Annotated in this window: 19 protein-coding genes; 8 read left to right on the top strand and 11 right to left on the bottom strand. The window is 70.5% G+C overall.

The window, feature by feature from the left end; translation table 11 throughout:
• Position 1: 1 nt before the first annotated feature.
• The 3 genes from ACZ61C_RS39495 to ACZ61C_RS39485 are packed head-to-tail and all read right to left on the bottom strand — an operon-like array spanning position 2 to position 1,082.
• Positions 2–358 carry a hypothetical protein gene (locus ACZ61C_RS39495; protein ID WP_465313044.1) on the bottom strand — a complete coding sequence of 119 codons (357 nt, stop codon included), beginning with the start codon at positions 356–358 and terminating at the stop codon, positions 2–4.
• Entirely contained in the window at positions 355–666 is a 312-nt protein-coding gene (locus ACZ61C_RS39490) for a hypothetical protein (protein ID WP_465313043.1), read from the bottom strand. The genes ACZ61C_RS39495 and ACZ61C_RS39490 overlap by 4 nt, the downstream gene beginning before the upstream one ends.
• A complete protein-coding gene (locus tag ACZ61C_RS39485; protein ID WP_465313042.1) occupies positions 663–1,082 on the bottom strand; it encodes a YbaB/EbfC family nucleoid-associated protein in 420 nt (139 codons plus the stop codon). Before ACZ61C_RS39485 ends, ACZ61C_RS39490 begins: the two co-directional genes overlap by 4 nt.
• A 290-nt stretch (positions 1,083–1,372) precedes the next feature.
• Here ACZ61C_RS39485 and thrS point away from each other — a divergent pair, with 290 nt between their 5' ends.
• Positions 1,373–2,596 carry a threonine--tRNA ligase gene (thrS, locus tag ACZ61C_RS39480; RefSeq protein ID WP_465313041.1) on the top strand — a complete coding sequence of 408 codons (1,224 nt, stop codon included), beginning with the start codon at positions 1,373–1,375 and terminating at the stop codon, positions 2,594–2,596.
• Here thrS and ACZ61C_RS39475 read toward each other — a convergent pair.
• From ACZ61C_RS39475 to ACZ61C_RS39455, 5 genes are all read right to left on the bottom strand, one after another.
• Positions 2,526–3,368 carry a MerR family transcriptional regulator gene (locus ACZ61C_RS39475; protein WP_465313040.1) on the bottom strand — a complete coding sequence of 281 codons (843 nt, stop codon included), beginning with the start codon at positions 3,366–3,368 and terminating at the stop codon, positions 2,526–2,528. The genes thrS and ACZ61C_RS39475 overlap by 71 nt on opposite strands.
• A 111-nt stretch (positions 3,369–3,479) precedes the next feature.
• Positions 3,480–4,307, bottom strand: coding sequence for an ABC transporter permease (locus ACZ61C_RS39470; protein ID WP_465313039.1), 828 nt, complete (start codon positions 4,305–4,307; stop codon positions 3,480–3,482).
• Positions 4,304–5,197, bottom strand: coding sequence for an ABC transporter permease (locus tag ACZ61C_RS39465; RefSeq protein ID WP_465313038.1), 894 nt, complete (start codon positions 5,195–5,197; stop codon positions 4,304–4,306). The genes ACZ61C_RS39470 and ACZ61C_RS39465 overlap by 4 nt, the downstream gene beginning before the upstream one ends.
• On the bottom strand, positions 5,194–6,237 hold the full coding sequence (locus ACZ61C_RS39460) for an ABC transporter ATP-binding protein (RefSeq protein ID WP_465313037.1): 1,044 nt from the start codon (positions 6,235–6,237) through the stop codon (positions 5,194–5,196). The genes ACZ61C_RS39465 and ACZ61C_RS39460 overlap by 4 nt, the downstream gene beginning before the upstream one ends.
• Positions 6,234–7,460: an extracellular solute-binding protein gene (locus ACZ61C_RS39455; protein ID WP_465313036.1), complete on the bottom strand. Its 1,227-nt coding sequence runs from the start codon at positions 7,458–7,460 to the stop codon at positions 6,234–6,236. The genes ACZ61C_RS39460 and ACZ61C_RS39455 overlap by 4 nt, the downstream gene beginning before the upstream one ends.
• A 62-nt stretch (positions 7,461–7,522) precedes the next feature.
• On the opposite strand from ACZ61C_RS39455, the gene ACZ61C_RS39450 reads away from it, so the two are divergent.
• From ACZ61C_RS39450 to ACZ61C_RS39425, 6 genes are all read left to right on the top strand, one after another.
• Positions 7,523–8,227 (top strand): GntR family transcriptional regulator, encoded by a 705-nt coding sequence (locus ACZ61C_RS39450; RefSeq protein WP_465313126.1) that lies wholly within the window; start codon positions 7,523–7,525, stop codon positions 8,225–8,227.
• The gene (locus ACZ61C_RS39445) at positions 8,224–9,129 is read left to right on the top strand and encodes a dihydrodipicolinate synthase family protein (RefSeq protein WP_465313035.1); all 906 of its coding nucleotides are present in this window, start codon (positions 8,224–8,226) and stop codon (positions 9,127–9,129) included. Before ACZ61C_RS39450 ends, ACZ61C_RS39445 begins: the two co-directional genes overlap by 4 nt.
• A 465-nt stretch (positions 9,130–9,594) precedes the next feature.
• Positions 9,595–10,638, top strand: coding sequence for a fatty acid desaturase family protein (locus ACZ61C_RS39440; RefSeq protein ID WP_465313034.1), 1,044 nt, complete (start codon positions 9,595–9,597; stop codon positions 10,636–10,638).
• Positions 10,635–10,814 (top strand): RGCVC family protein, encoded by a 180-nt coding sequence (locus ACZ61C_RS39435; RefSeq protein ID WP_465313033.1) that lies wholly within the window; start codon positions 10,635–10,637, stop codon positions 10,812–10,814. The genes ACZ61C_RS39440 and ACZ61C_RS39435 overlap by 4 nt, the downstream gene beginning before the upstream one ends.
• A 172-nt stretch (positions 10,815–10,986) precedes the next feature.
• Positions 10,987–12,330 (top strand): diaminopimelate decarboxylase, encoded by a 1,344-nt coding sequence (gene lysA / locus ACZ61C_RS39430; RefSeq protein ID WP_465313032.1) that lies wholly within the window; start codon positions 10,987–10,989, stop codon positions 12,328–12,330.
• Between the two features lie 308 nt (positions 12,331–12,638).
• Positions 12,639–13,115 carry an Lrp/AsnC family transcriptional regulator gene (locus ACZ61C_RS39425; protein WP_465313031.1) on the top strand — a complete coding sequence of 159 codons (477 nt, stop codon included), beginning with the start codon at positions 12,639–12,641 and terminating at the stop codon, positions 13,113–13,115.
• Positions 13,116–13,158: 43 nt separating this feature from the next.
• Here ACZ61C_RS39425 and helR read toward each other — a convergent pair whose 3' ends face one another.
• Positions 13,159–15,363, bottom strand: a complete 2,205-nt coding sequence (helR, locus tag ACZ61C_RS39420) for an RNA polymerase recycling motor ATPase HelR (RefSeq protein ID WP_465313030.1) — start codon at positions 15,361–15,363, stop codon at positions 13,159–13,161.
• A gap of 103 nt (positions 15,364–15,466) precedes the next feature.
• On the bottom strand, positions 15,467–17,281 hold the full coding sequence (locus ACZ61C_RS39415; RefSeq protein ID WP_465313029.1) for a LamG-like jellyroll fold domain-containing protein: 1,815 nt from the start codon (positions 17,279–17,281) through the stop codon (positions 15,467–15,469).
• A gap of 79 nt (positions 17,282–17,360) precedes the next feature.
• Here ACZ61C_RS39415 and ACZ61C_RS39410 point away from each other — a divergent pair, with 79 nt between their 5' ends.
• A complete protein-coding gene (locus ACZ61C_RS39410) occupies positions 17,361–17,753 on the top strand; it encodes a VOC family protein (protein WP_465313028.1) in 393 nt (130 codons plus the stop codon).
• On the opposite strand, the gene ACZ61C_RS39405 is transcribed toward ACZ61C_RS39410, so the two are convergent.
• Positions 17,729–18,217 (bottom strand): DUF6328 family protein, encoded by a 489-nt coding sequence (locus ACZ61C_RS39405; protein WP_465313027.1) that lies wholly within the window; start codon positions 18,215–18,217, stop codon positions 17,729–17,731. The genes ACZ61C_RS39410 and ACZ61C_RS39405 overlap by 25 nt on opposite strands.
• Positions 18,218–18,291: the final 74 nt, after the last annotated feature.

Raw genomic sequence — 18,291 nt, 5'->3', positions numbered from 1 at the left:
GTCAGTTCAAGCCTTCTTCCTTCGCGCGCAGCCGCCGGTAGTTCTCTTCGTCCTGGGTCTCGTAGTAGTCGGCTGCTTTGTCCAACGCCTCCGCCAGCGCGGTGAGCCGTTCGGCTCCCCGCTCGCTCTTCTCCCGCAGGTTTTGGAACACCTCGTTGAACACCTGGACGATGCCCGACCGAGCACCGAGCAGACCGACGTCTTCGTCGCGAAGGGTCATCGGCGCGAGATCCCCCACCGCGAACTCGGTGACCTTCTCCCGCGCCGCGAAGACCTCGTTCGTCGCCGCCCGGAGGGCTTGCGGGTAAACCTCGAAACCGGAGGCACCACCCAGGGGATCAAAACCGCCACCGGTCATCGGGCTTCCCCCACACGCGCTGCCTCGTCGGTCATGGTCTTCCGGCGGGTCGAGGCCGCCGACTCCGCGTTGGTGATCGCGCGCAACACATGCCCCGCCAAGCTGGCACCGCTCTGGCCGGCCACCGCGCCGCGGACGAGGTCCACGGAGACCAGGTTTCCCGTACCGTCGACCGTCACGGTGCCCAGGCCCGCACCGATGTTCACCGGCATCGGCAGGTTTCGGGCCGTCGCTGCCGCCTGCTCGACAGCGGCCACCCGCGCGTCGATCTCCTTGGCCAGGTGATAAAGCCGCTCTTCACTGTTCACCAGCGCCCGCCTCCCGTTTCCGGTTCCTCGTCGGTCAGGAAATCGAGCTCCTCGAAACTCTCGTCGTCCGGCTCCGCTCGGCGTTGGACGGGTTCGCGCACCGGCGGGGCGGCCCCGGTCACGGGGTGCGGAGGTTGCCCGCCGAACAGTGCGTTCAGCTGCGGTAGCGACGAAGCCCGCGCCGCGTTCCGCGCGTTGCGGACCGCTTCGACGATGCTGAGCCCCAGCATCGAGGTGTGCGGCCCGGTCAAGGCTCGATCGTCGATCCTCAGGTCGAGCAGCTTCGCTTGCCCCGTCACGACCGCGGTGACCAGCTGATCGGCTGATTTCGCGGTGTGCCGGGCAGCCGCGAGCCGCGTGTCCAGTTCGGCGGCCTGTCGCTGCAACAGCCCCAGATCGCGGTGCGGTGCGGTCATGACCGCATCACCACGTCACCCATCCCAACCCCCTCACCCCGAGTTCCATCACCCTGACGGAACGTGCCCGACCCGCACCCTACTTCGGACCACCGACAACGCAACCAAGCCCTAAAAGAACCGGGACCGGGATCACGGTTGCTGCTACCGTCGATCCCATGAAGCGCGCTGCGAACACGACGACGCCGGAGAGTGTCCCGGCGCGCTGATCCATGGTCACGAAAGCCCGGGGCGGTTGCCCCGGGCTTCGTCTTGTGGTCACCCGCCTCGCCCGTCACGAGGAGTCCACAATGCACGACCACCGCAAGCTCGGCCGCGAGCTCGGCCTGTTCGACACCGACCCGCTCATCGGCGCCGGCCTGCCCTACTGGCTGCCCGACGGCGCGCTCGTCCGGCACAGCCTGGAGGAGTACGTCCGCGACCTCGAACGGCGTGCGGGCTACCGGCACGTCCATTCGCCGGTGCTCGGCAAACGTGAGCTGTACGAGATCTCCGGGCACTGGGCGCACTACCGCGACGACATGTACCCGCCCATGGACGTCGGCGGTGAGCAGCTCGTGCTGCGGCCGAGCCTGTGCCCGCACCACGCGCTGATCTACCGTTCGCGCGGCCGCAGCTACCGCGAGCTGCCGCTGCGGATCGCCGAGGTCGGCGGGATGTACCGCGCCGAGCTGTCGGGGGTGCTCGGCGGGCTGAGCCGGGTGCGGGCGATCCAGCTCAACGACGCGCACATCTTCTGCACCCTCGACCAGGTGGAGGACGAGGCGGTCGCCGCCCTCTCGCTGATCCGGCAGGCCTACGACGCTCTCGGCATCAGCCCGGCGCGCTACCGCCTTTCCCTGCCCGGCGACGGCGAGAAGTACGTCGAGGGTGATTGGGACCGCGCCGCGGACATCCTGCGGTCGGTGCTTGACCGCAGCGGGCTGTCTTACGACGCTGTCGCGGGCGAAGCGGCCTTCTACGGACCGAAGATCGACGTCCAGATCGCCGACCACGCCGGTCGCGAGTCGACCCTGTCCACCGTGCAGGTCGACTTCCACCAGCCCGCGCGGTTCGGCCTCGAATACGTGGGCGCGGACGCGGCGAAACACCGGCCGGTCATGGTGCACCGCAGCATCATCGGCAGTGTGGAACGCGCGATGGCCCAGCTCGTCGAGGTCCACGGCGGTGCGTTCCCGGCGTGGCTCGCGCCCGTGCAGCTCCGGTTGCTGCCGCTGTCCGACGCGGAACTGCCTTACGCATACGAGGTTCTCGACGGCTGTGGACAACTGCGCGCGGAGGTCGTGTCGGAAGGCAGTCTGGGCGCGCGGATCCGGGAGGGACGGCTGGTGCCGTTCCAAGCCGTGATCGGGCCGGCGGAGGCCGCCGCGGGACAGCTTTCCCTGCGGCTGCGCGACGGAAGCCGGCTCGACGCGCAGCCCGTGGCGGAAGCGCTGGCCCGGATCAGCGAGCTGTCGCGGCGGCCAGCCAGTCGAGCGCCGGGGTCAGGCTTTCCGGCGCGGCCCAGCCGTTGACCACCGCGAGCAGCTCCAGGTAGCGCTCACGGCGTGGGTCGTTGACGGTGCCGAGCCAGTCCCGCAGCTGGGCGGGGGTGCGCCCGAGGCCGTCGACGATCGCCGCCGCCTGCGCCGAAGCCGGGGTCAGCCCGGCTTCGAGCGCGGGCGTGACGGCGTCGCGCACGTCGGCGGCCAGGTCGCGGCGCAGGCCACCTCGGTGCTGCTCGACGAGCCGGCGCAGGACCGCGCGGAACCCCGGGTCCTGCGTCAGCTCGGCCAGCTCGACCCAGGCCTCGATCTGGTCGGGGCTCGGGTTTTCGGGCAGCTCGGGGGTCAGCGTGCGGGCGACGCCGGCGAGGTCGGGACGGTCACCCAGCGCGTCGGAGAGGAAGTCGGCGACCAGGCGTCGACGCTCCACTTCGGACAGCTGGGCCAGCTTGTTCAGCACGCTTGTCTCCTCGGGGGTCGAGCCGCGCCGGGCCACCGCCGTGAGCACCGCGCGGCGCATTCGCAGGACGCGGATCTCCACGTCCAGGGCCTCGGCGTGCCTCGCCGCGACCTCCGCGACCGTGGTCTCGCCGTCGGTGATCCGGCGGATCGAAGCGAGGTCGAGGCCGAGGTCGCGGAGGGTGCGGATGAGGTCGAGCCGGGCGAGCGCGGCGTCGTCGTAACGGCGTTGACCTGCGGTGTTGCGCCCCGACGGCGGCAGGAGGCCGCGGTCGGAGTAGTACCGGACGGCCTTGGTCGTCAGCCCGGTGCGCCCGGCCAGCTCGCCGATCGAATACCGCATGCCGCCAGCCTGGCACCTCCCCTCGGGGGAGCCGCAAGCCTGACTTACACCCGATCGTGTCGATCACTTGTTCGATGATCGGCGGTACAGTCGATCACATGAGCGAACGACCTAGGCCTCCTCCCGGATCCTGGTGACCAGCTGGGTGGGGTTCACGAACCGCAACGCGACGATGAGGAGTACGAGCATGGAAGCCGTGTAGATGGTCGCCATCGCGTCCACCGACTGGTTGGCCCGGATGCCCGCGGCGAACACGGAGTTGTAGAGCGCCACCACGAGCGTCGTCGAGTCCGGGCCGGCGGTGAGGAACGTCAGCTCGAACATGCCGACCGTGCGCACCAGCACGAGGATCGACGCGGCCAGGATCCCGGGCAGCAGCAGCGGGCCGAGGATCCGGGTGAACACCGAGACCGTCCGCGCGCCGGACATGCGGGCCGCGGCCTCGATCTTCGGGTCGATCTGCTCGATGAACGGTGTCATGGTCAGCACGACGAACGGCACCGACGGCACCAGGTTCGCCAGGATGACGCCGGTCGTCGTGCCGGCGAGGTGGAACTTGTAGAGCACGGTGGCGAGCGGGATGCCGTAGGTGATCGGAGGGATCAGGATCGGCAGCACGAACAGCAGCATCACCAGGCGCTTGCCGGGGAACGAGCGGCGAGCCAGCGCGTAGGCGGCCGGGACGCCGACCGCCACCGAGACGGCGATGACCACGAGCGCGACGACGGCCGTCGTGAGGAGGACGTCCGAGAGGCCGAACTCGCGCCAGGCGTCGGCGTACCAGTGGGTGGTGAAGCCGTCCGGGAGCCATGAGCCGAACCACTGCGTGCCGAACGAGTCCACGACCACCGAGAGCACGACGCCAGCGAGGTTGACGAAGAAGAACACCACGACGGCCCAGACGACCCAACGTCCGGGACGCGCGACCCAACCGGTCATCCCTTGCCTCCGGTCGCTCCGCGGTACAGCGTGCCGCGCCACGCCATGACCAGGCCGATCACGATCAGCATGACCACCGCCATGAGCATCGCGACGGCCGAGCCCATCGAGTAGTCGTACTCCTCGAAGGCGGCGTGGTAGGCCGCGATCGAGATGACGCGGGTCTCGTTCGCCGGGTCGCCGACGAGCTGCGCGGAGGGGAACACCGAGAACGCCATGACGAACGAGAGACAGAAGGTGATCGCCAGGCCGGGCGCCAGCAGGGGCAGCGTGATGCGGCGGAAGCGCTGGACCCAGTTCGCGCCGAGCGTCGCGGCGGCCTTCTCCAGGGAGGGGTCGATGCCCGACAGATAGGACAACGTCAGCAGGAAGGAGAACGGGAAGCCGGTGATCACCAGCGACAGCAGCACGCCGGTGTAGTTGTGGATCAGCGGGAGCGGCTGGTCGGTGACACCGAGGACGGTGAGCACCTTGTTCAGCCAGCCCGCCGGGCCGCCGTACATGATCAGGCCCTGCGCGGTGAGCACCGTGCCGAGCGTGATCGGGACGACCAGGATCGTCGTCAGGAGGCGTTTGCCGCGGACGCGGCCGCGCATCACGTACGCGATCGGGATGCTGGCGAGCACGTTGATGAACGTCGCGGGCAGCGCGATACCCAGCGTCGTCCAGACCGTGTTGCGCAGGTACGGGTCGCCGAAGAACCGCGCGTAGTTGGCGAAGACACCGCCCTGGCGTGGGGCGAACGACAACTGGAGGCCGTAGAGGAAGGGGGACAGGAAGAGGCAGGCGGTGACCAGCAGACCGGGCACCAGGAGGAGCAGGGTGCGGTCGATGCCGCGTTCGGCCAGGCGGTGACGCAGGGCGGGGCGGGCGGCGCCGGTGGCGGTCATGGCGCGAACACCAGGACGCGGTCGGCCGGGACGCCGATCCGGACCGTGTCGCCGGGGGCGAGGCGCTTGTCGGTCCGGAAGTAGACCGGTGTCCCGGTGGGCAACCGGGCCGAGACGGACAGCTCGCGGCCGTGGTACTCGACGATCTCGACCGTGACGTCGAGGGCGTTCTCCGCGGCGTCGCCGATGACGAAGTCCTCGGGGCGGATCGCGACCTTCGCCGGGCCCTCCGCGAGCGCGCCTCGGCCGGACAGGCGGACTCCGTCACCCTCGACGGTCACCGACGACCCCGAGGCGCCGGTGACCGTCAGGTCCAGGAGGTTGCGGTAGCCCATGAACGACGCGACGTAGCTGTTCACCGGCTGGGCGTACACCTCCTCGGGGGTGCCGACCTGCTGGACCGCGCCGTCACGCAGCACCACGAGGCGGTCGGCCAGGGAAAGGGCCTCCTCCTGGTCGTGGGTGACGTACACCGTGGTGAGCCCGAGCGTCTGGTGGAGGCGGCGGATCTCCATCCGCATCTCGAGCCGGAGCTTGGCGTCCAGGTTGGACAGCGGCTCGTCCATCAGGACGACCGCCGGCTCCAGCACAACGGCGCGGGCGATGGCGACGCGCTGCTGCTGGCCGCCGGAAAGCTGGGCGGGGAACTTCGCCGCGTGCTCGGTGAGCTGGACCAGGCGGAGCGCTTCGTCGACCCGTCGACGGGCCTCGGCCCGGCCGACCTTGCGCATCTTGAGGCCGAAGCCGACGTTGGCGCGCACGGACAGGTGCGGGAACAGCGCGTAGTTCTGGAAGACCATCCCGAACCCGCGCTGCTCGGGTGGGCGGCCGTCGATGCGGGTGTCGTCGAGCCAGATGCTGCCGCCGGTCAGCGGGAGCAGGCCGGCGAGGCAGTTGAGCGCGGTCGACTTGCCGCACCCGGACGGGCCGAGGAGGGCCACGAACTCGCCGCGGGTGATGGCGAGGTCGAGGCCGCTCAGCGCGTTCGCGGAGCCGAAGCTGCGCGAGACACCGTCCAGGCGAAGCTGCCCGAACGTCACTTCTTGCCGACCTTCGAGCCGCCGACCAGCTGGTTCCACTTGTCGAACGCCTTCACCTGCTGCTCGGCGGGCAGCGACGTCTCCTTGGGGTACTGGGCGATCCACTGCTCGTACTCCGGGCGGCCGAACTGCTTGATCGTGTCCTGGCTCTTCTGGGGCGCCATCTGCAGGGTGACGTCCTTGACCGCCGGTCCGGGGTAGAAGTAGCCGTCGTCGTAGGCGATGGCCTGCTGGTCCGGCTTCAGCATCCACGCGATCAGCTGCAGGATCGCCGACTCCTGGTCGGGCGAAAGCCCCTTCGGGATCAGGGCGTACTGGGCGTCGGTGACCCAGTGCATCGGCTGCATGATCGCCGTCTTGACGGTGTTGGGCACGGTGCCGAGCTTGCGCGGGTTGATGTCCCAGCCGGTCGTCGACATGACCATGTCCACCGAACCGGACGCGAGGTTCTTCATCGTCTCCGTCGTCCCGGAGGGGTAGTACTTCACGTACTTGCCCAGCTCCTGCAGGAACGCCCAGGTCTTGTCCCAGCCCTGGTCCGGATCCTTCGGGTCCTTGTCACCGAGGAGGTACGGCAGGCCCATCAGGAAGGTCCGGCCCGGGCCCGAGTTCGACGGCTGGGCGTACTGGAACTTCTCCGGGTGCGCCTTGGCCCAGTCGAGCAGCTCCTGCGGGGACGCCGGCGCCGCGGGCACCGCGCCGGGGTTGAACTCCAGCAGCGGGCCGGACGGGTAGTAGACGACTTCGACGCCGTAACCGTTGGCCAGCTCCTGCATCTTGGCCGCGGGCTCGAGGTAGTTCTGCATCAGGTTCGGGAACCGGCCGGCGAAGTCCGGGAGGACCTTCGCCAGGGTGCCGTTCGCGATGCCGGCGGAGAGGCCGTCGGTGCCGCTGAGGACCAGGTGCGTCTGGGCGACTCCGCCGTCCTGCTCCGCCTTGAGCTTGCCCGCCATGCTCGGGGCGGGCGCCGTCGAATAGGTGACCTTCGAGAGCACTTCGGGGTGCGCGGCCTTGAAGTTCTCGATCATCTGTTTGGTGAGCTGCAGGTTGCCCGCGATGTCGAGGATGTTGAGGTCGACGGGCTTGGCCGGCTTGTCGGGCACGGCCGACGGGTTCGCCGCTTGGCCGCCGTCACCGCCCGGGGCGCCGCAGGCTGCCAGCCCGGCGGCGAGGCCGGCCGCGAGCAGCACTCGTCGGAATCGGAAGCCGGTGCGACGCTGCATGGCTGCTCCCTGGGTCCGTGATAATGTTGTATGTCGCATCGTATATCAGATCGGACATGCCAGTGGCGAGCACTTCTTCGGCGCGGAGGCCGCCGCCGCCCGTCTCGCGCACCGATTTTGTCCGCGACACGATCAAGGAAGCGATCTTGAGCGGGGAGTTCAGGCCGGGCGAAACGCTCGTCGAGGCCGAGGTCGGAGCCTCGCTGGGGGTGTCGAAGACGCCGGTGCGCGAGGCGCTGCGGATCCTGGCCGGTTCCGGTTTGGTCACGATGAGCACGTACAAGCGGGCGGCGGTCCGCGTCATGGACGCCGAGAGCGCGTGCGCGGTGTACGACCTCCGCGCACTGCTCGAGCCCGAAGCCGTCCGGCGCGCCGTCGAGCGCGGGGCGGACTTCAGTGGCGCGCGGCGGGTGCTGGTCGAGGTCGGGACCGGCGCGGCGGCCGTCGACCGCGCGAAGGCCAGCCTGACCAACCGGCTGTTCCACCGGGCGCTCTACGCCGGGTGCGGGAACCCGTTGCTGGTCGAAACGCTGGACGGGCTGCGTGACCAGGCGGCGCTGGTCACCGTCACCGGCTGGGGCATCAGCCCGACGTGGCAGGGTGAAGCCGCCGAACACCGGGCGATCCTGACCGCCGCCGAGAGCGGGAACGCCCGGCAGACCGAACACCTGCTGCGCAGGCACATCACGGATTTCCTCGACCGGGTCGCCTTCGGGCTCACGGGCGAGCGTGCCGCACCGACCGACGATCCGAAGGGGGCTCGATGACGTTCGAGCAGCAGAAGCGGCGGCTTTCCGGGGTGGTGGCCATTCCGGTCACGCCGTTCGACGCCGAGGGCGCCGTCGACAGCCCGACGTACGCGAAGCTCGTGGACCGGCTGATCACCGGCGGCATCGAGGTCGTGACGCCGAACGGGAACACCGGCGAGTTCTACGCGCTGGACGCCAACGAAGCGCGGCAATGCCTCGAAGCCACCGTCGAAGCCACCGCCGGCCGGGCGAGCGTGCTCGCCGGGATCGGGCACGACGTCGCGTCGGCGACGCGGGCCGCGGCGCACGCGCGGGACGCCGGCGCGGACATGATCATGATCCACCAGCCGGTGCACCCGTACATCTCCGGTGACGGCTGGGTCGACTACCACGCCGCGATCGCCGCCGCGGTGCCGGAGCTCGGGGTGGTGCTCTACGTCCGCAACCCGGCGATCTCCGGCGAGCAGCTGCGGGCGCTGGGCGAAGCCGCGCCGAACGTCATCGGGGTGAAGTACGCGGTGCCGGATCCCGTGCGGTTCGGCTCGGTCGCGCGCGACGCGGGCTTCGGGCGGTTCGTGTGGATCGCCGGCCTGGCCGAGCTTTCGGCGCCCGGCTACTTCGCCGTCGGCGCCACCGGCTTCACTTCGGGTCTGGTGAACGTCGACCCGGCGATCTCGCTGGAGATGTTCCGCGCACTGTCCACAGGGGACTATCCGGCGGCGATGACGGTCTGGGAGCGGATCCGTCCGTTCGAAGAGCTCCGCGCCGCCAACGGGAACGCCAACAACGTCAGTGTGGTCAAGGACGCGCTCGGCCAGCTCGGGCTGTGCCGCCCCGACGTCCGGCCGCCGAGCCGGCTGCTGACCGCGGGCGAGCGGGAGCAGCTCTTCGGCCTGCTTTCTTCGTGGGGACTCTCGTGACGGCGGCAGCTCGCCGGTCCGTCCGGGCGTCGTGACGCCGGACCGCCGGCGAGCCACCGACAAGGGCTGAGCCGACCAGAAACCCCGCTGTGGCAACCTGGTTGGGCACCTCGGGCGTCACTCCACGCGACTGCGGGCGGCTGCTCGCCGGTCGATCGACCGGCACGGCTGCAGTACGAGCGGGTTCCCGGCCCGGGCTCGGCTCCTGTCCCCGGCCGGAGCGATCCGACCGGAAGGTCACGTGTGTCGTAAGTCACCGTCAATCCCGATGTGGCCGACTGTACACCTCTTCGGCGGCCAGCGGGCGATTGCCAATCGGGCGGTGGGGTGGGACGCTGGGCGGAGGACGCGGTACCACCGCGACCAGGCCCCAGTGCCCTTTCCCGGACCGGACCCGGACCCCGTCGGGGCCGGAAACCGTTGCTGGACAAGCCTTCAATGACTTATCCCAGAGCGGTGACGCCGATGACATCCATCCAGGTTCCGGATTCGCCGGCGACGGCGGGCAGTGACTTCGCTGAGCTGTCGCGACTGATCAAGGCCGCCGGTCTCCTGCGCCGTCGAAGGCGCTACTACGCCGTGCGGATCGGGCTCAACCTCGCGGCCTTCGGCGGCGGCTGGGTCGCGTTCGTGTTCCTCGGGGACTCGTGGTGGCAGCTGTTCCTCGCTGCGTTCTTCGCGATGATGTTCGCGCAGCTGTCGTTCATCGGCCACGATGCCGGGCACAAGCAGATCTTCAGCAGCCGCAAGGCGAACGACGCGACGGGGTTCGTCCACGGTGGACTCACCGGGCTGAGCTACGGCTGGTGGATCGGCACGCACGCGCGTCACCACGCGAACCCGAACCACGAAGACGAAGACCCGGACGTCGACATCGCCGCGCTCGCCTTCAGCAAGGCCCAAAGCGCGCAGAAGCGCGGTTTCCTGCGCTGGGTCGCGAAGTACCAGGCGTTCCTGTTCTTCCCGCTGCTGCTGCTCGAAGGCCTCAACCTGCACGTGTCGAGCGTGAAAGCCGTGCTGCGCAAGGACCTCCGGCGACGCAAGCTGGAGTCGGCGCTGCTGATCGCGCACCTGGTGGCCTACCTCGCCGCCGTGTTCATCGTGCTTTCGCCGCTGACCGGGATCATCTTCATCCTGGTGCACCAGTTCCTGTGGGGGCTGTACATGGGCTGCTCGTTCGCGCCCAACCACAAGGGCATGGAGATGCTGTCGGCCGGGCACAAGCTCGACTTCCTGCGCAAGCAGGTGCTGACCTCGCGCAACATCCGCGGCGGCCCGGTGGTCGACTTCGCCCTCGGCGGGCTGAACTACCAGATCGAGCACCACCTGTTCCCGAGCATGGCCCGGCCGAACCTCAAGCACGCGCAGGTGATCGTCCGGGACTTCTGCGCCCGGCACTCGATCTCCTACGCCCAGTGCAGCTGGGCCCGGTCCTACGGCTACGTGCTGCAGCACCTGCACGAAGCGAGCGAACCCCTTCGGCGCCAGCGGGCGGAGCCGACGACGTGACCACCCCGGCGCCGGACGCACCCGAGGTGGCACACCCCGGCACCGGGTGCCCGAGCTGCCCGCACCCGCTCGGCACGCACGACGCGATCGCCCGCCGGTACTGCGCTGCCACCGCCGCGAGCCAGGCGACCGACCGCGGCTGCGTGTGTGGCACCCCCGCCGCGAAGACACGCTGACGACCGGGAGTTCTTCGCAGGTCAGCCGACGTGTGGCCGAGGTTACTCGCGCGTTAACAAGGCGTCAGCGGCCTGCCGAAAGCCGTCAGGACGGCATTCACGGGTGATCTCCGGGCGCACGAAGGGCGGTGTCCTGACGGAGTCCGATCCGTCGTGATGCCCGGAGGCACCCGTGACGCTCAGCGAGCTTCTTCCCAGCCTCGGCTGCGAAGCCGCCGATCACCTCGAGCCAGGAGTCTGGCCGCGAAGCACCCGACTCGGCGAAGACGGCGAGCTGCTCCTCGCCGGCGCGAAGGTCAGCCACCTCGCCGCCCGCTTCGGAACGCCGGCGTACCTCATCGACGAGCAGCAGGTCCGCGACACCGCGCGCGAGTACCGGCGCGCACTCCCGGACGTCGAAGTCGCGTACGCGAGCAAGGCGCTGTGTACGCGGTCCGTACTGCGTTGGGTCGCCGAAGAGGGGTTGGCGCTCGACACCTGCTCCGCCGGCGAGATCGCCGTCGCGCGCGGAGTCGGCTTCCCCGCGGAGCGCATGCTGTTGCACGGCAACGCGAAGACACCCGAAGACCTGAAGGCCGCTCTCGAGTACGGCGTCCGGCGGATCGTCGTCGACTCGCTCGACGAGATCGAGCAGCTCGGCACGCTCGCCCACGGCGCGCAGCAGGTGATGATCCGCGTGACGCCGGGTGTCGCGGCCGGGGCGCACAGCGCCATCAGCACCGGCGCCGAGGGCCAGAAGTTCGGGTTTTCGCTGCTCGACGGCGTCCCGGACAACGTCGACGCGGCCGTGCGGGCGGTTCGGGCCCAGCCGGGGCTCCGGCTCGCGGGGCTGCACTGCCACATCGGCTCGCAGGTCACCCGCGTCGACCGGTACGAGGCGGCCGCGCGGCGGATGGCCGAGGTGCTCGTCCGGATCCGCGACGTCCACGGCCTCACGCTGCGGGAGCTCGACCTCGGCGGCGGGCACGCGGTGCCGTACGTCGGCGGTGAGCCCGCGTTCGACCTCGGCGGGTACTCACGACGGCTGCGCGTCGCCCTCGGCTACGAGTGCGCGACACACGGCTTTCCCCTGCCCCGCTTGACGATCGAGCCGGGCCGGGCGATCGTCGGGCCGGCCGGGATCACCGTCTACCGCGTCTGCGCGGTCAAGCGCGGCAGCCGCACGTTCGTCGCGGTCGACGGCGGCATGAGCGACAACGCGCGGCCGTCGCTCTACGGCGCGCGCTACACGACCCGCCTGGTCGGGCGCCGGTCGAAGGCGAAGCGCACGCCGATGACCGTGGTCGGCCGGCACTGCGAGTCCGGCGACGTCCTCGCCGACGGCATCCTCCTGCCCGGCGACCTGCACGCCGGTGACCTGCTGGCCGTGCCGTGCACCGGCGCGTACCACCACTCGCTGGCGTCGAACTACAACCAGGTCGGCCGGCCGCCGCTGGTCGGGGTCCGGGACGGCGTCGCGACGCTGCTGGTGCGCCGCGAGACCGAGGAGGACCTCAGCCGCCGTGACTTGGGCTGAGGTCGTCGCGCAAGTCCGATGTGGACGGTGTCACGGCGGCCTCCGGCGGCCGGGCGAGCACCCCCAGGCCCAGCGGATCGACGCCGTCCCGGTGCCGAACCTCCGCCCCGACGCCCCGAAGCCGGTGCACGTGCCCGCAAACCGCCTCGGAATGCCTCGTGACGCCCCGGCGTCGCCACCGATTCCTCGGCGAATCGCGATCCTGGCGCCGGATCACGTGAAGCTGGCCTGAGGGTCTCGCTTTCTGGTCAGGTCTCGATACGCTGCGCACTTGACAAATCACATGCCGAAACACAGGGAGGGACGGCATGGGTGACGAATCACGTGCGCGCGCGCTGGACAATACGGACAGATCGCTGATCGCCTTGCTGCAGCAGGACGGCCGGGCCTCGTTCACCGCGCTCGCCAAGGCGGTCGGGCTTTCGGAGGGAGCCGTCCGCCAGCGGGTGCAGCGGCTGCTGCGCGACGACCTGATGCAGATCGTCGCGGTGACCGACCCCGCCAACGTCGACCTGACCCGGCAGGCCATGGTCGGCATCAGCGTCGACGGCGCCGATCCGCGCGAGGTAGCGAACAAGCTGTCGGAACTGGCGAACGTGCACTACGTCGTGCTGTGCGCCGGGCGCTACGACCTGCTGGCCGAGCTCGTCTGCCGGGACGACGACCACATGCTCGAAGTCCTCGGTGACGAGATCCGCAAGATCGAGGGCGTGTCCGGGACCGAGCTGTTCGTGTACCTCAAGCTGGCCAAGCAGAACTACGCCTGGGGCCGGCTCACGGCGTGACCGGCCGGGGATGACGGGCCCTCGCCCGCCACCCCCGGCCGGTCTACAGGAACCGGCGATGGCCGGCCCGCACCGGCGCCCCCGCTTCGGCGAGCCCGCGCAGCGCCGCCGGCAGCGGATCCCGGTGCAGCACCCCGAGGCGCTGCGTGGCGCGGGTGAGCGCGACGTACAGCTCCGCCGCGCCACGCGCGCCTTCGGCCAGGATCCGCTCCGGCGCCACGACGAGGACCGCGTCGAACTCGAGGCCCTTGGCGGCCGACGGCGGGATCGTGCCCGGCACCCCCGGCGGGCCGAGCACGACGCTGGTGCCCGCACGACCGGCTTCGTCGCGGGCGAAATCGTCGATGGCGTCCTGCATCTCGCCGTCCGCAACTCGTCTGGACCACGGCCGGGCGCCGCTCGCCCGCACCGGTTCCGGCTGCCGCGCGCCCGGCGCGAACTGCGCGAGCAGGGCGCCGGCGACCACCATGATCTCCGCCGGGGTCCGGTAGTTCACGGTCAGCTCGCGGTACACCCAGCGGTCGCCGGCGTAGCGCGCCAGCATCGTGTCCCACGACGTCGCCCCGGCCGCGCTGCGGCGCTGCGCGAGGTCGCCGACGATCGTGAACGACCGGCTCGGGCACCGCCGCATCAGCACCCGCCAGTCCATTTCGGACAGTTCCTGCGCTTCGTCGACGACCACGTGCCCGTACGTCCAGTCGCGGTCCGCGGCCGCCCGTTCGGCGAGGTCACGCGTGTCGCGCTCGGCGAACCGGCCGGCCAGGTCCTCGGCGTAGAGCAGGTCGGTGGCGACCAAGCCGAGGTCCTCGTCCTGCTCTTCCCGGTCCAGCTTGATGAGGTCCATGACGCCTTCGGCGTACTCCGCGTCCTCCTCCGCCTGCCGGCGCGCCGCCGCGCGTTCGGCCGACTCGTCCCGGCCGAGCAGGTCGGCCAGCTCGTCGAGCAACGGCACGTCCGACACCGTCCAGGCCGCGCCGTCCGCGCGGAACAGCGACGGGTCGGAGCCGGCCGCCCGCAGCCGCCGCGGTGACATGTACAGCGGCGCCAGCAGCGTCTCCGGCGTCAGCTCCGGCCAGAGCCCGTCGAGGACCGCGCCGAGCTCTTCGTGGTCCGCCAGCTCCTCGAGGACGTCGATGCGCAGATCGGCCCACGCGCCCCGGTCTTCGCTGGTCAGCCAGCCTTCGCCGATCTTCGCCAGCGCCCGCTCGGCGACACCTGCCACGACGTGCTCGCGAAACACCGCGCGGGCCTCGTTGTGCGGCAGGCCCGACCGGCGGGCTTCGAGCCGGGCCTCGGCCGCGATCCCGGCGTCGAAGTCCACGGTGACGTCGGACAGCTCGACCGGCACCGGCTCCTCCGGCACCTTCTGCCGGTCGGCGACCGCGGCCGCGAGGACGTCGAGGATCTTCAGCGATCCCTTGCGCACCGCCACCTCCGGCGGGTCTTCGGCGATAACGCTCAGCCCGGGCACCAGGCCGCCGGTCGTCCGGAAGACGACGTCCGACTCGCCGAGCGAGGGCAGCACCCGCCCGATGTGGTCGAGGAACAGCGGGCTCGGCCCGACGACCAGCACCCCGCTGCGCGACATCCGCTCGCGCTGCGTGTAGAGCAGGTAGGCGACCCGGTGCAGCGCGACCGCCGTCTTGCCGGTGCCCGGGCCTCCTTCGACGACCAGCACACCCGCGTGCGGGAGCCGGATGATCTCGTCCTGCTCGGCCTGGATCGTCGCGACGATGTCCCGCATGCCCTCCCCGCGCGGCGCGTTAACGGCCGCGAGCAGCGCCGCGTCCCCGCGTTCGCCGTCACCGGGACGCCCGAGGACCTCATCGGTGAAATCGACGACCCGGCGCCCCATCGTGTGGAACTGACGGCGGCGGCGCATGTTTTCCGGCGACGCCGCGGTGGCGACGTAGAACGGCCGCGCCGCCGGCGCCCGCCAATCCAGCAGAAGGGGTTCGTAGTCGTTTTCGCCGTCGAAAAGCCCGATCCGGCCGATGTAGCTCCGGTCGCCCGAAAGGGCGTCCAGCCGGCCGAAGCAGAGCCCGTTGTCGGCGACGTTCAGCCGGGCCGTCTCCCGGCCCCGGATCCGGACGTCGGCGTCGCGCTCCACCAGCGTGGTGCCCGGTTCCCCGAGCGCGGTGCGGTAGCGGGCCCACGCCTGCTCACGTTCGCGGTCGAGGCGCGCGTACAACCTTTCGACGTACGCGCGCTCGGCCCGCAATTCCTCGTCGTACCCCTGGTTTGACAAATTCCCCTCACAGCGGTTAGACTGACGCTACATTCGGCGGGTCTTCCTATTGTTCTCGGAAGGCACGTCGATTTTTTATTGTCCACCCGCTGTCAAGAGCAGCTCAGCCCAGCATGAATTCCCGCACGCTCAGCGGACGGTCCACCACCCGCACGTCACCCAGCAGCCCGGCGAAGCTCCGGTCGACCTTCCCCTCGTACGACGAAGCGCCGACCAGCCACGAGCCGCCCGGGTTCGCGAGGCCGACCGCCGGGGTGGCCGGGTTCCGCACCACCGGGCAGCCGTCGACGAACACCGTCGTGCGGCGGCCGTCGTTGACCACCGCGACGTGCCACCACTTCTCGACCGGCAGCTCGTGGCCCCAGTTCGTCGAGATCCGGTCCTGGTTGAGCGGGAACACCGCCCACTGCAGCTCGCCACCGTCCGAAAGGGACAGTGTGGCGGCCGGCTCCTTCGGGTCGTCGCCGGTCTTGCCGGCGGCCGCGCCGCTGCCCTGCCGGGCGAACAGCCCGCACCAGCCGTGGTGGCCGTCCTTGAAGTTCGCAGGCAGCCGGAAGAACGCCTCGACGGTGTACCCGCGCTCGAACTTCAGCCGGTTCATCGGCGCCACGTCGACCGTGCGCAGGTACGCGCCGCGGCTCGGGTCGCGGCCGCCGTCGAACCGCAGGCTCGCCCGCGACGGCTGCCGCGGCGAGAACTCGCTGGAGAACTTCAGCGCGTCCGGTCCGCTACCGGGCGCGGTGACCCGCGTGAGGTGGTTGCCGCGGCCGCTCTGGTCGCGCACGACGACGTCGTCCGGCACCGGCTTGCCGTCCTGCCCGCCCTCGAAGCGCCAGTACGCGACCGTGCCCGGCACGAGCAGCTGCTTCGCCGGCCGCGCCGGCGGGACCGGCACCGGCGCGAAGCCCTTGAAGCGCTCGGCGAAGTCGATCTCCAGGCTGAAGTAGTCGGCCGCGCCGCTGCGCTCGACCTCGATCCGCTGCAGCTCGCTCAGGTGGTCCTGCGCGGCGAGCCAGGGCGACAGCGTCCGGACGTCGACCACACCACGCGCGAGGTCGAACTGGTAGAGCCGGATCATCGCACTGCCGCCGTAGTACCGGTCCTGGTAGTTCGCGAGGTGGACGTGGACGTCGTGCCCGGCGGCGTTCTTGCGGACCGTGCGCCCGGTCGGCCAGTAGTGGCCGTTGAGCGTCAGGAAGATCTGGTCGTTGCCGTCGACGAGCTCCTTCCAGACGAGCTCGCCGAACGTCGAGAACTGGGCCTGGTGGTCGTCGTCGGCCCAGACCAGCTCGTGGATGGTGAGGATCGCGGGCAGCGTCGGGTGCTGCGCGAGAACCTGCTTCGCCCAGTTCAGGCCGCCGGCCGAGGGCCGCCAGTCGAGCGCCAGCAGCAGCCAGTCCCGGCCGCCGCCGCGGAAGACGTGGTAGGTGTTGTAGCCGTCCTTGGACGCGCCCTTGAACGTCGGCGAGGAGCGCTGGCGCTGCGGGCCGAACGCGTCGAGGTACGGCGAAGGGCCGCGCTGGTCGTCCTTCGAACCGTCGATGTCGTGGTTGCCCGCCAGCGTGCTGTACGGGAACCGGGCCCGGTCGAGCGTCTGGAACGACCGGCTGATGCGGGCGAACTCGTCCGCGCGGCCGTTCTGCGTGAGGTCACCGAGGTGGGCGAGGAAGACAACGTTGTCATCCGCCTCGTCGAGGACGTAGCGCAGCGAGGCGTCCAGCGGGGCCGCGTCCCCGCGGTCCTCGTCGAACAGGTACTGCGTGTCCGGCATGACCACGAGCGTGAACCGCGGATCTTCGGCGTCCGGGCGGTGCCGGCCGGTGGCTTCGGCGACGGGCGCGGCGAGGACGTTCGGCAGGGTCGCCGCCGCGGCCGCGCCCGCACCGAGGAGGAAGGTCCGGCGAGAGGTGTCAGTCACGGGCCGGAAGCTACGGGCGCCGGCCGTCCGCACCGGCAACGGCCGCCGAACGAGGGATGAACAGCGGTACTGTGCGCGCATGAGCGGACCGCGGGTCTTCCGGCTGATCCAGCCCGTCGACGACATCGAGGTCGCGGCCGCCTTCTACGCGGGTGTCTTCGGGGACCCCGGTGAGCGGATCGCGCTCAACCGCCACTACTTCACCTGCGGCGGGGTGGTGCTCGCCTGCGTCGAGGCGCCGCTCGAACACCGCGAGCCGCGGCCGCGGAAGGACCCGCGGATCGTCTACCTCGCGGTCGACGACGTCGACGAGACGTTCCGGCGAGTGTGCGCCGCCCACCCGCGCTGGATCGACGACACCATCGAGACGCAGTTCTGGGGCGAACGCTCCTTCTACGCCGACGACCCGTTCGGCAACCCGCTCTGCTTCGTCCAGGAGGACACGCTCTACCTCGGCGGTCCCGTCGGCTGATCGCCGTTCTCCGGGTTCAGCCTGACCGGCATGACGAACCAGAGGATCCCGAAGAGCAGCAGGGAAAGCACGGCCATGACGATCATCGCGGCCTCGCCGTAGACCACCTTCGCGATCAGCGCGACGGTGGACGTGATCGCGAGCGCGAGGCAGACGAGCCCGACCAGCACGAGCCGGTTGCCGACGGTCAGGATCCGCTCCCGGCTGCCGGTGCGGAAGAGCAGCCGGTGCCACGCCGCGGGCGCGGTCAGCAGCGCCGTCGCCGCCACCGCGAGCACCACCGCGGCCAGGTGCAGCGACTTCTCGAACCCGCTGGCGTCGTGGAACCGGTCGGTGAACACGACCGACAGCAGGAAGCCGAAGAGGATCTGCACGCCCGCCTGGGCAACCCGCAGCTCCTGCAGCAGCTCGCCGATGTTGCGCGTCAGCTGCTGGTTGCGGGTTTCGCCGGTCTGTTCGGCCATCCGGAAACCATAACCTCGTCGAGAACCTCCCACTGAATGGGAGAAAAGTGACTTTATCTCCCCAAGCGGTCACT

The organism is Amycolatopsis sp. NPDC104587 (assembly GCF_055583645.1).
This window is presented reverse-complemented; position numbering and strand designations above follow the sequence as displayed.

Coding starts and splice junctions, on each gene's coding strand:
- ACZ61C_RS39495 (WP_465313044.1), bottom strand. CDS start 358: ATGACCGGTGGCGGTTTTGATCCCCTGGGTGGTGCCTCCGGTTTCGAG.
- ACZ61C_RS39485 (WP_465313042.1), bottom strand. CDS start 1,082: ATGACCGCACCGCACCGCGATCTGGGGCTGTTGCAGCGACAGGCCGCC.
- thrS (WP_465313041.1), top strand. CDS start 1,373: ATGCACGACCACCGCAAGCTCGGCCGCGAGCTCGGCCTGTTCGACACC.
- ACZ61C_RS39475 (WP_465313040.1), bottom strand. CDS start 3,368: ATGCGGTATTCGATCGGCGAGCTGGCCGGGCGCACCGGGCTGACGACC.
- ACZ61C_RS39470 (WP_465313039.1), bottom strand. CDS start 4,307: ATGACCGGTTGGGTCGCGCGTCCCGGACGTTGGGTCGTCTGGGCCGTC.
- ACZ61C_RS39465 (WP_465313038.1), bottom strand. CDS start 5,197: ATGACCGCCACCGGCGCCGCCCGCCCCGCCCTGCGTCACCGCCTGGCC.
- ACZ61C_RS39455 (WP_465313036.1), bottom strand. CDS start 7,460: ATGCAGCGTCGCACCGGCTTCCGATTCCGACGAGTGCTGCTCGCGGCC.
- ACZ61C_RS39445 (WP_465313035.1), top strand. CDS start 8,224: ATGACGTTCGAGCAGCAGAAGCGGCGGCTTTCCGGGGTGGTGGCCATT.
- ACZ61C_RS39440 (WP_465313034.1), top strand. CDS start 9,595: ATGACATCCATCCAGGTTCCGGATTCGCCGGCGACGGCGGGCAGTGAC.
- ACZ61C_RS39425 (WP_465313031.1), top strand. CDS start 12,639: ATGGGTGACGAATCACGTGCGCGCGCGCTGGACAATACGGACAGATCG.
- ACZ61C_RS39410 (WP_465313028.1), top strand. CDS start 17,361: ATGAGCGGACCGCGGGTCTTCCGGCTGATCCAGCCCGTCGACGACATC.
- ACZ61C_RS39405 (WP_465313027.1), bottom strand. CDS start 18,217: ATGGCCGAACAGACCGGCGAAACCCGCAACCAGCAGCTGACGCGCAAC.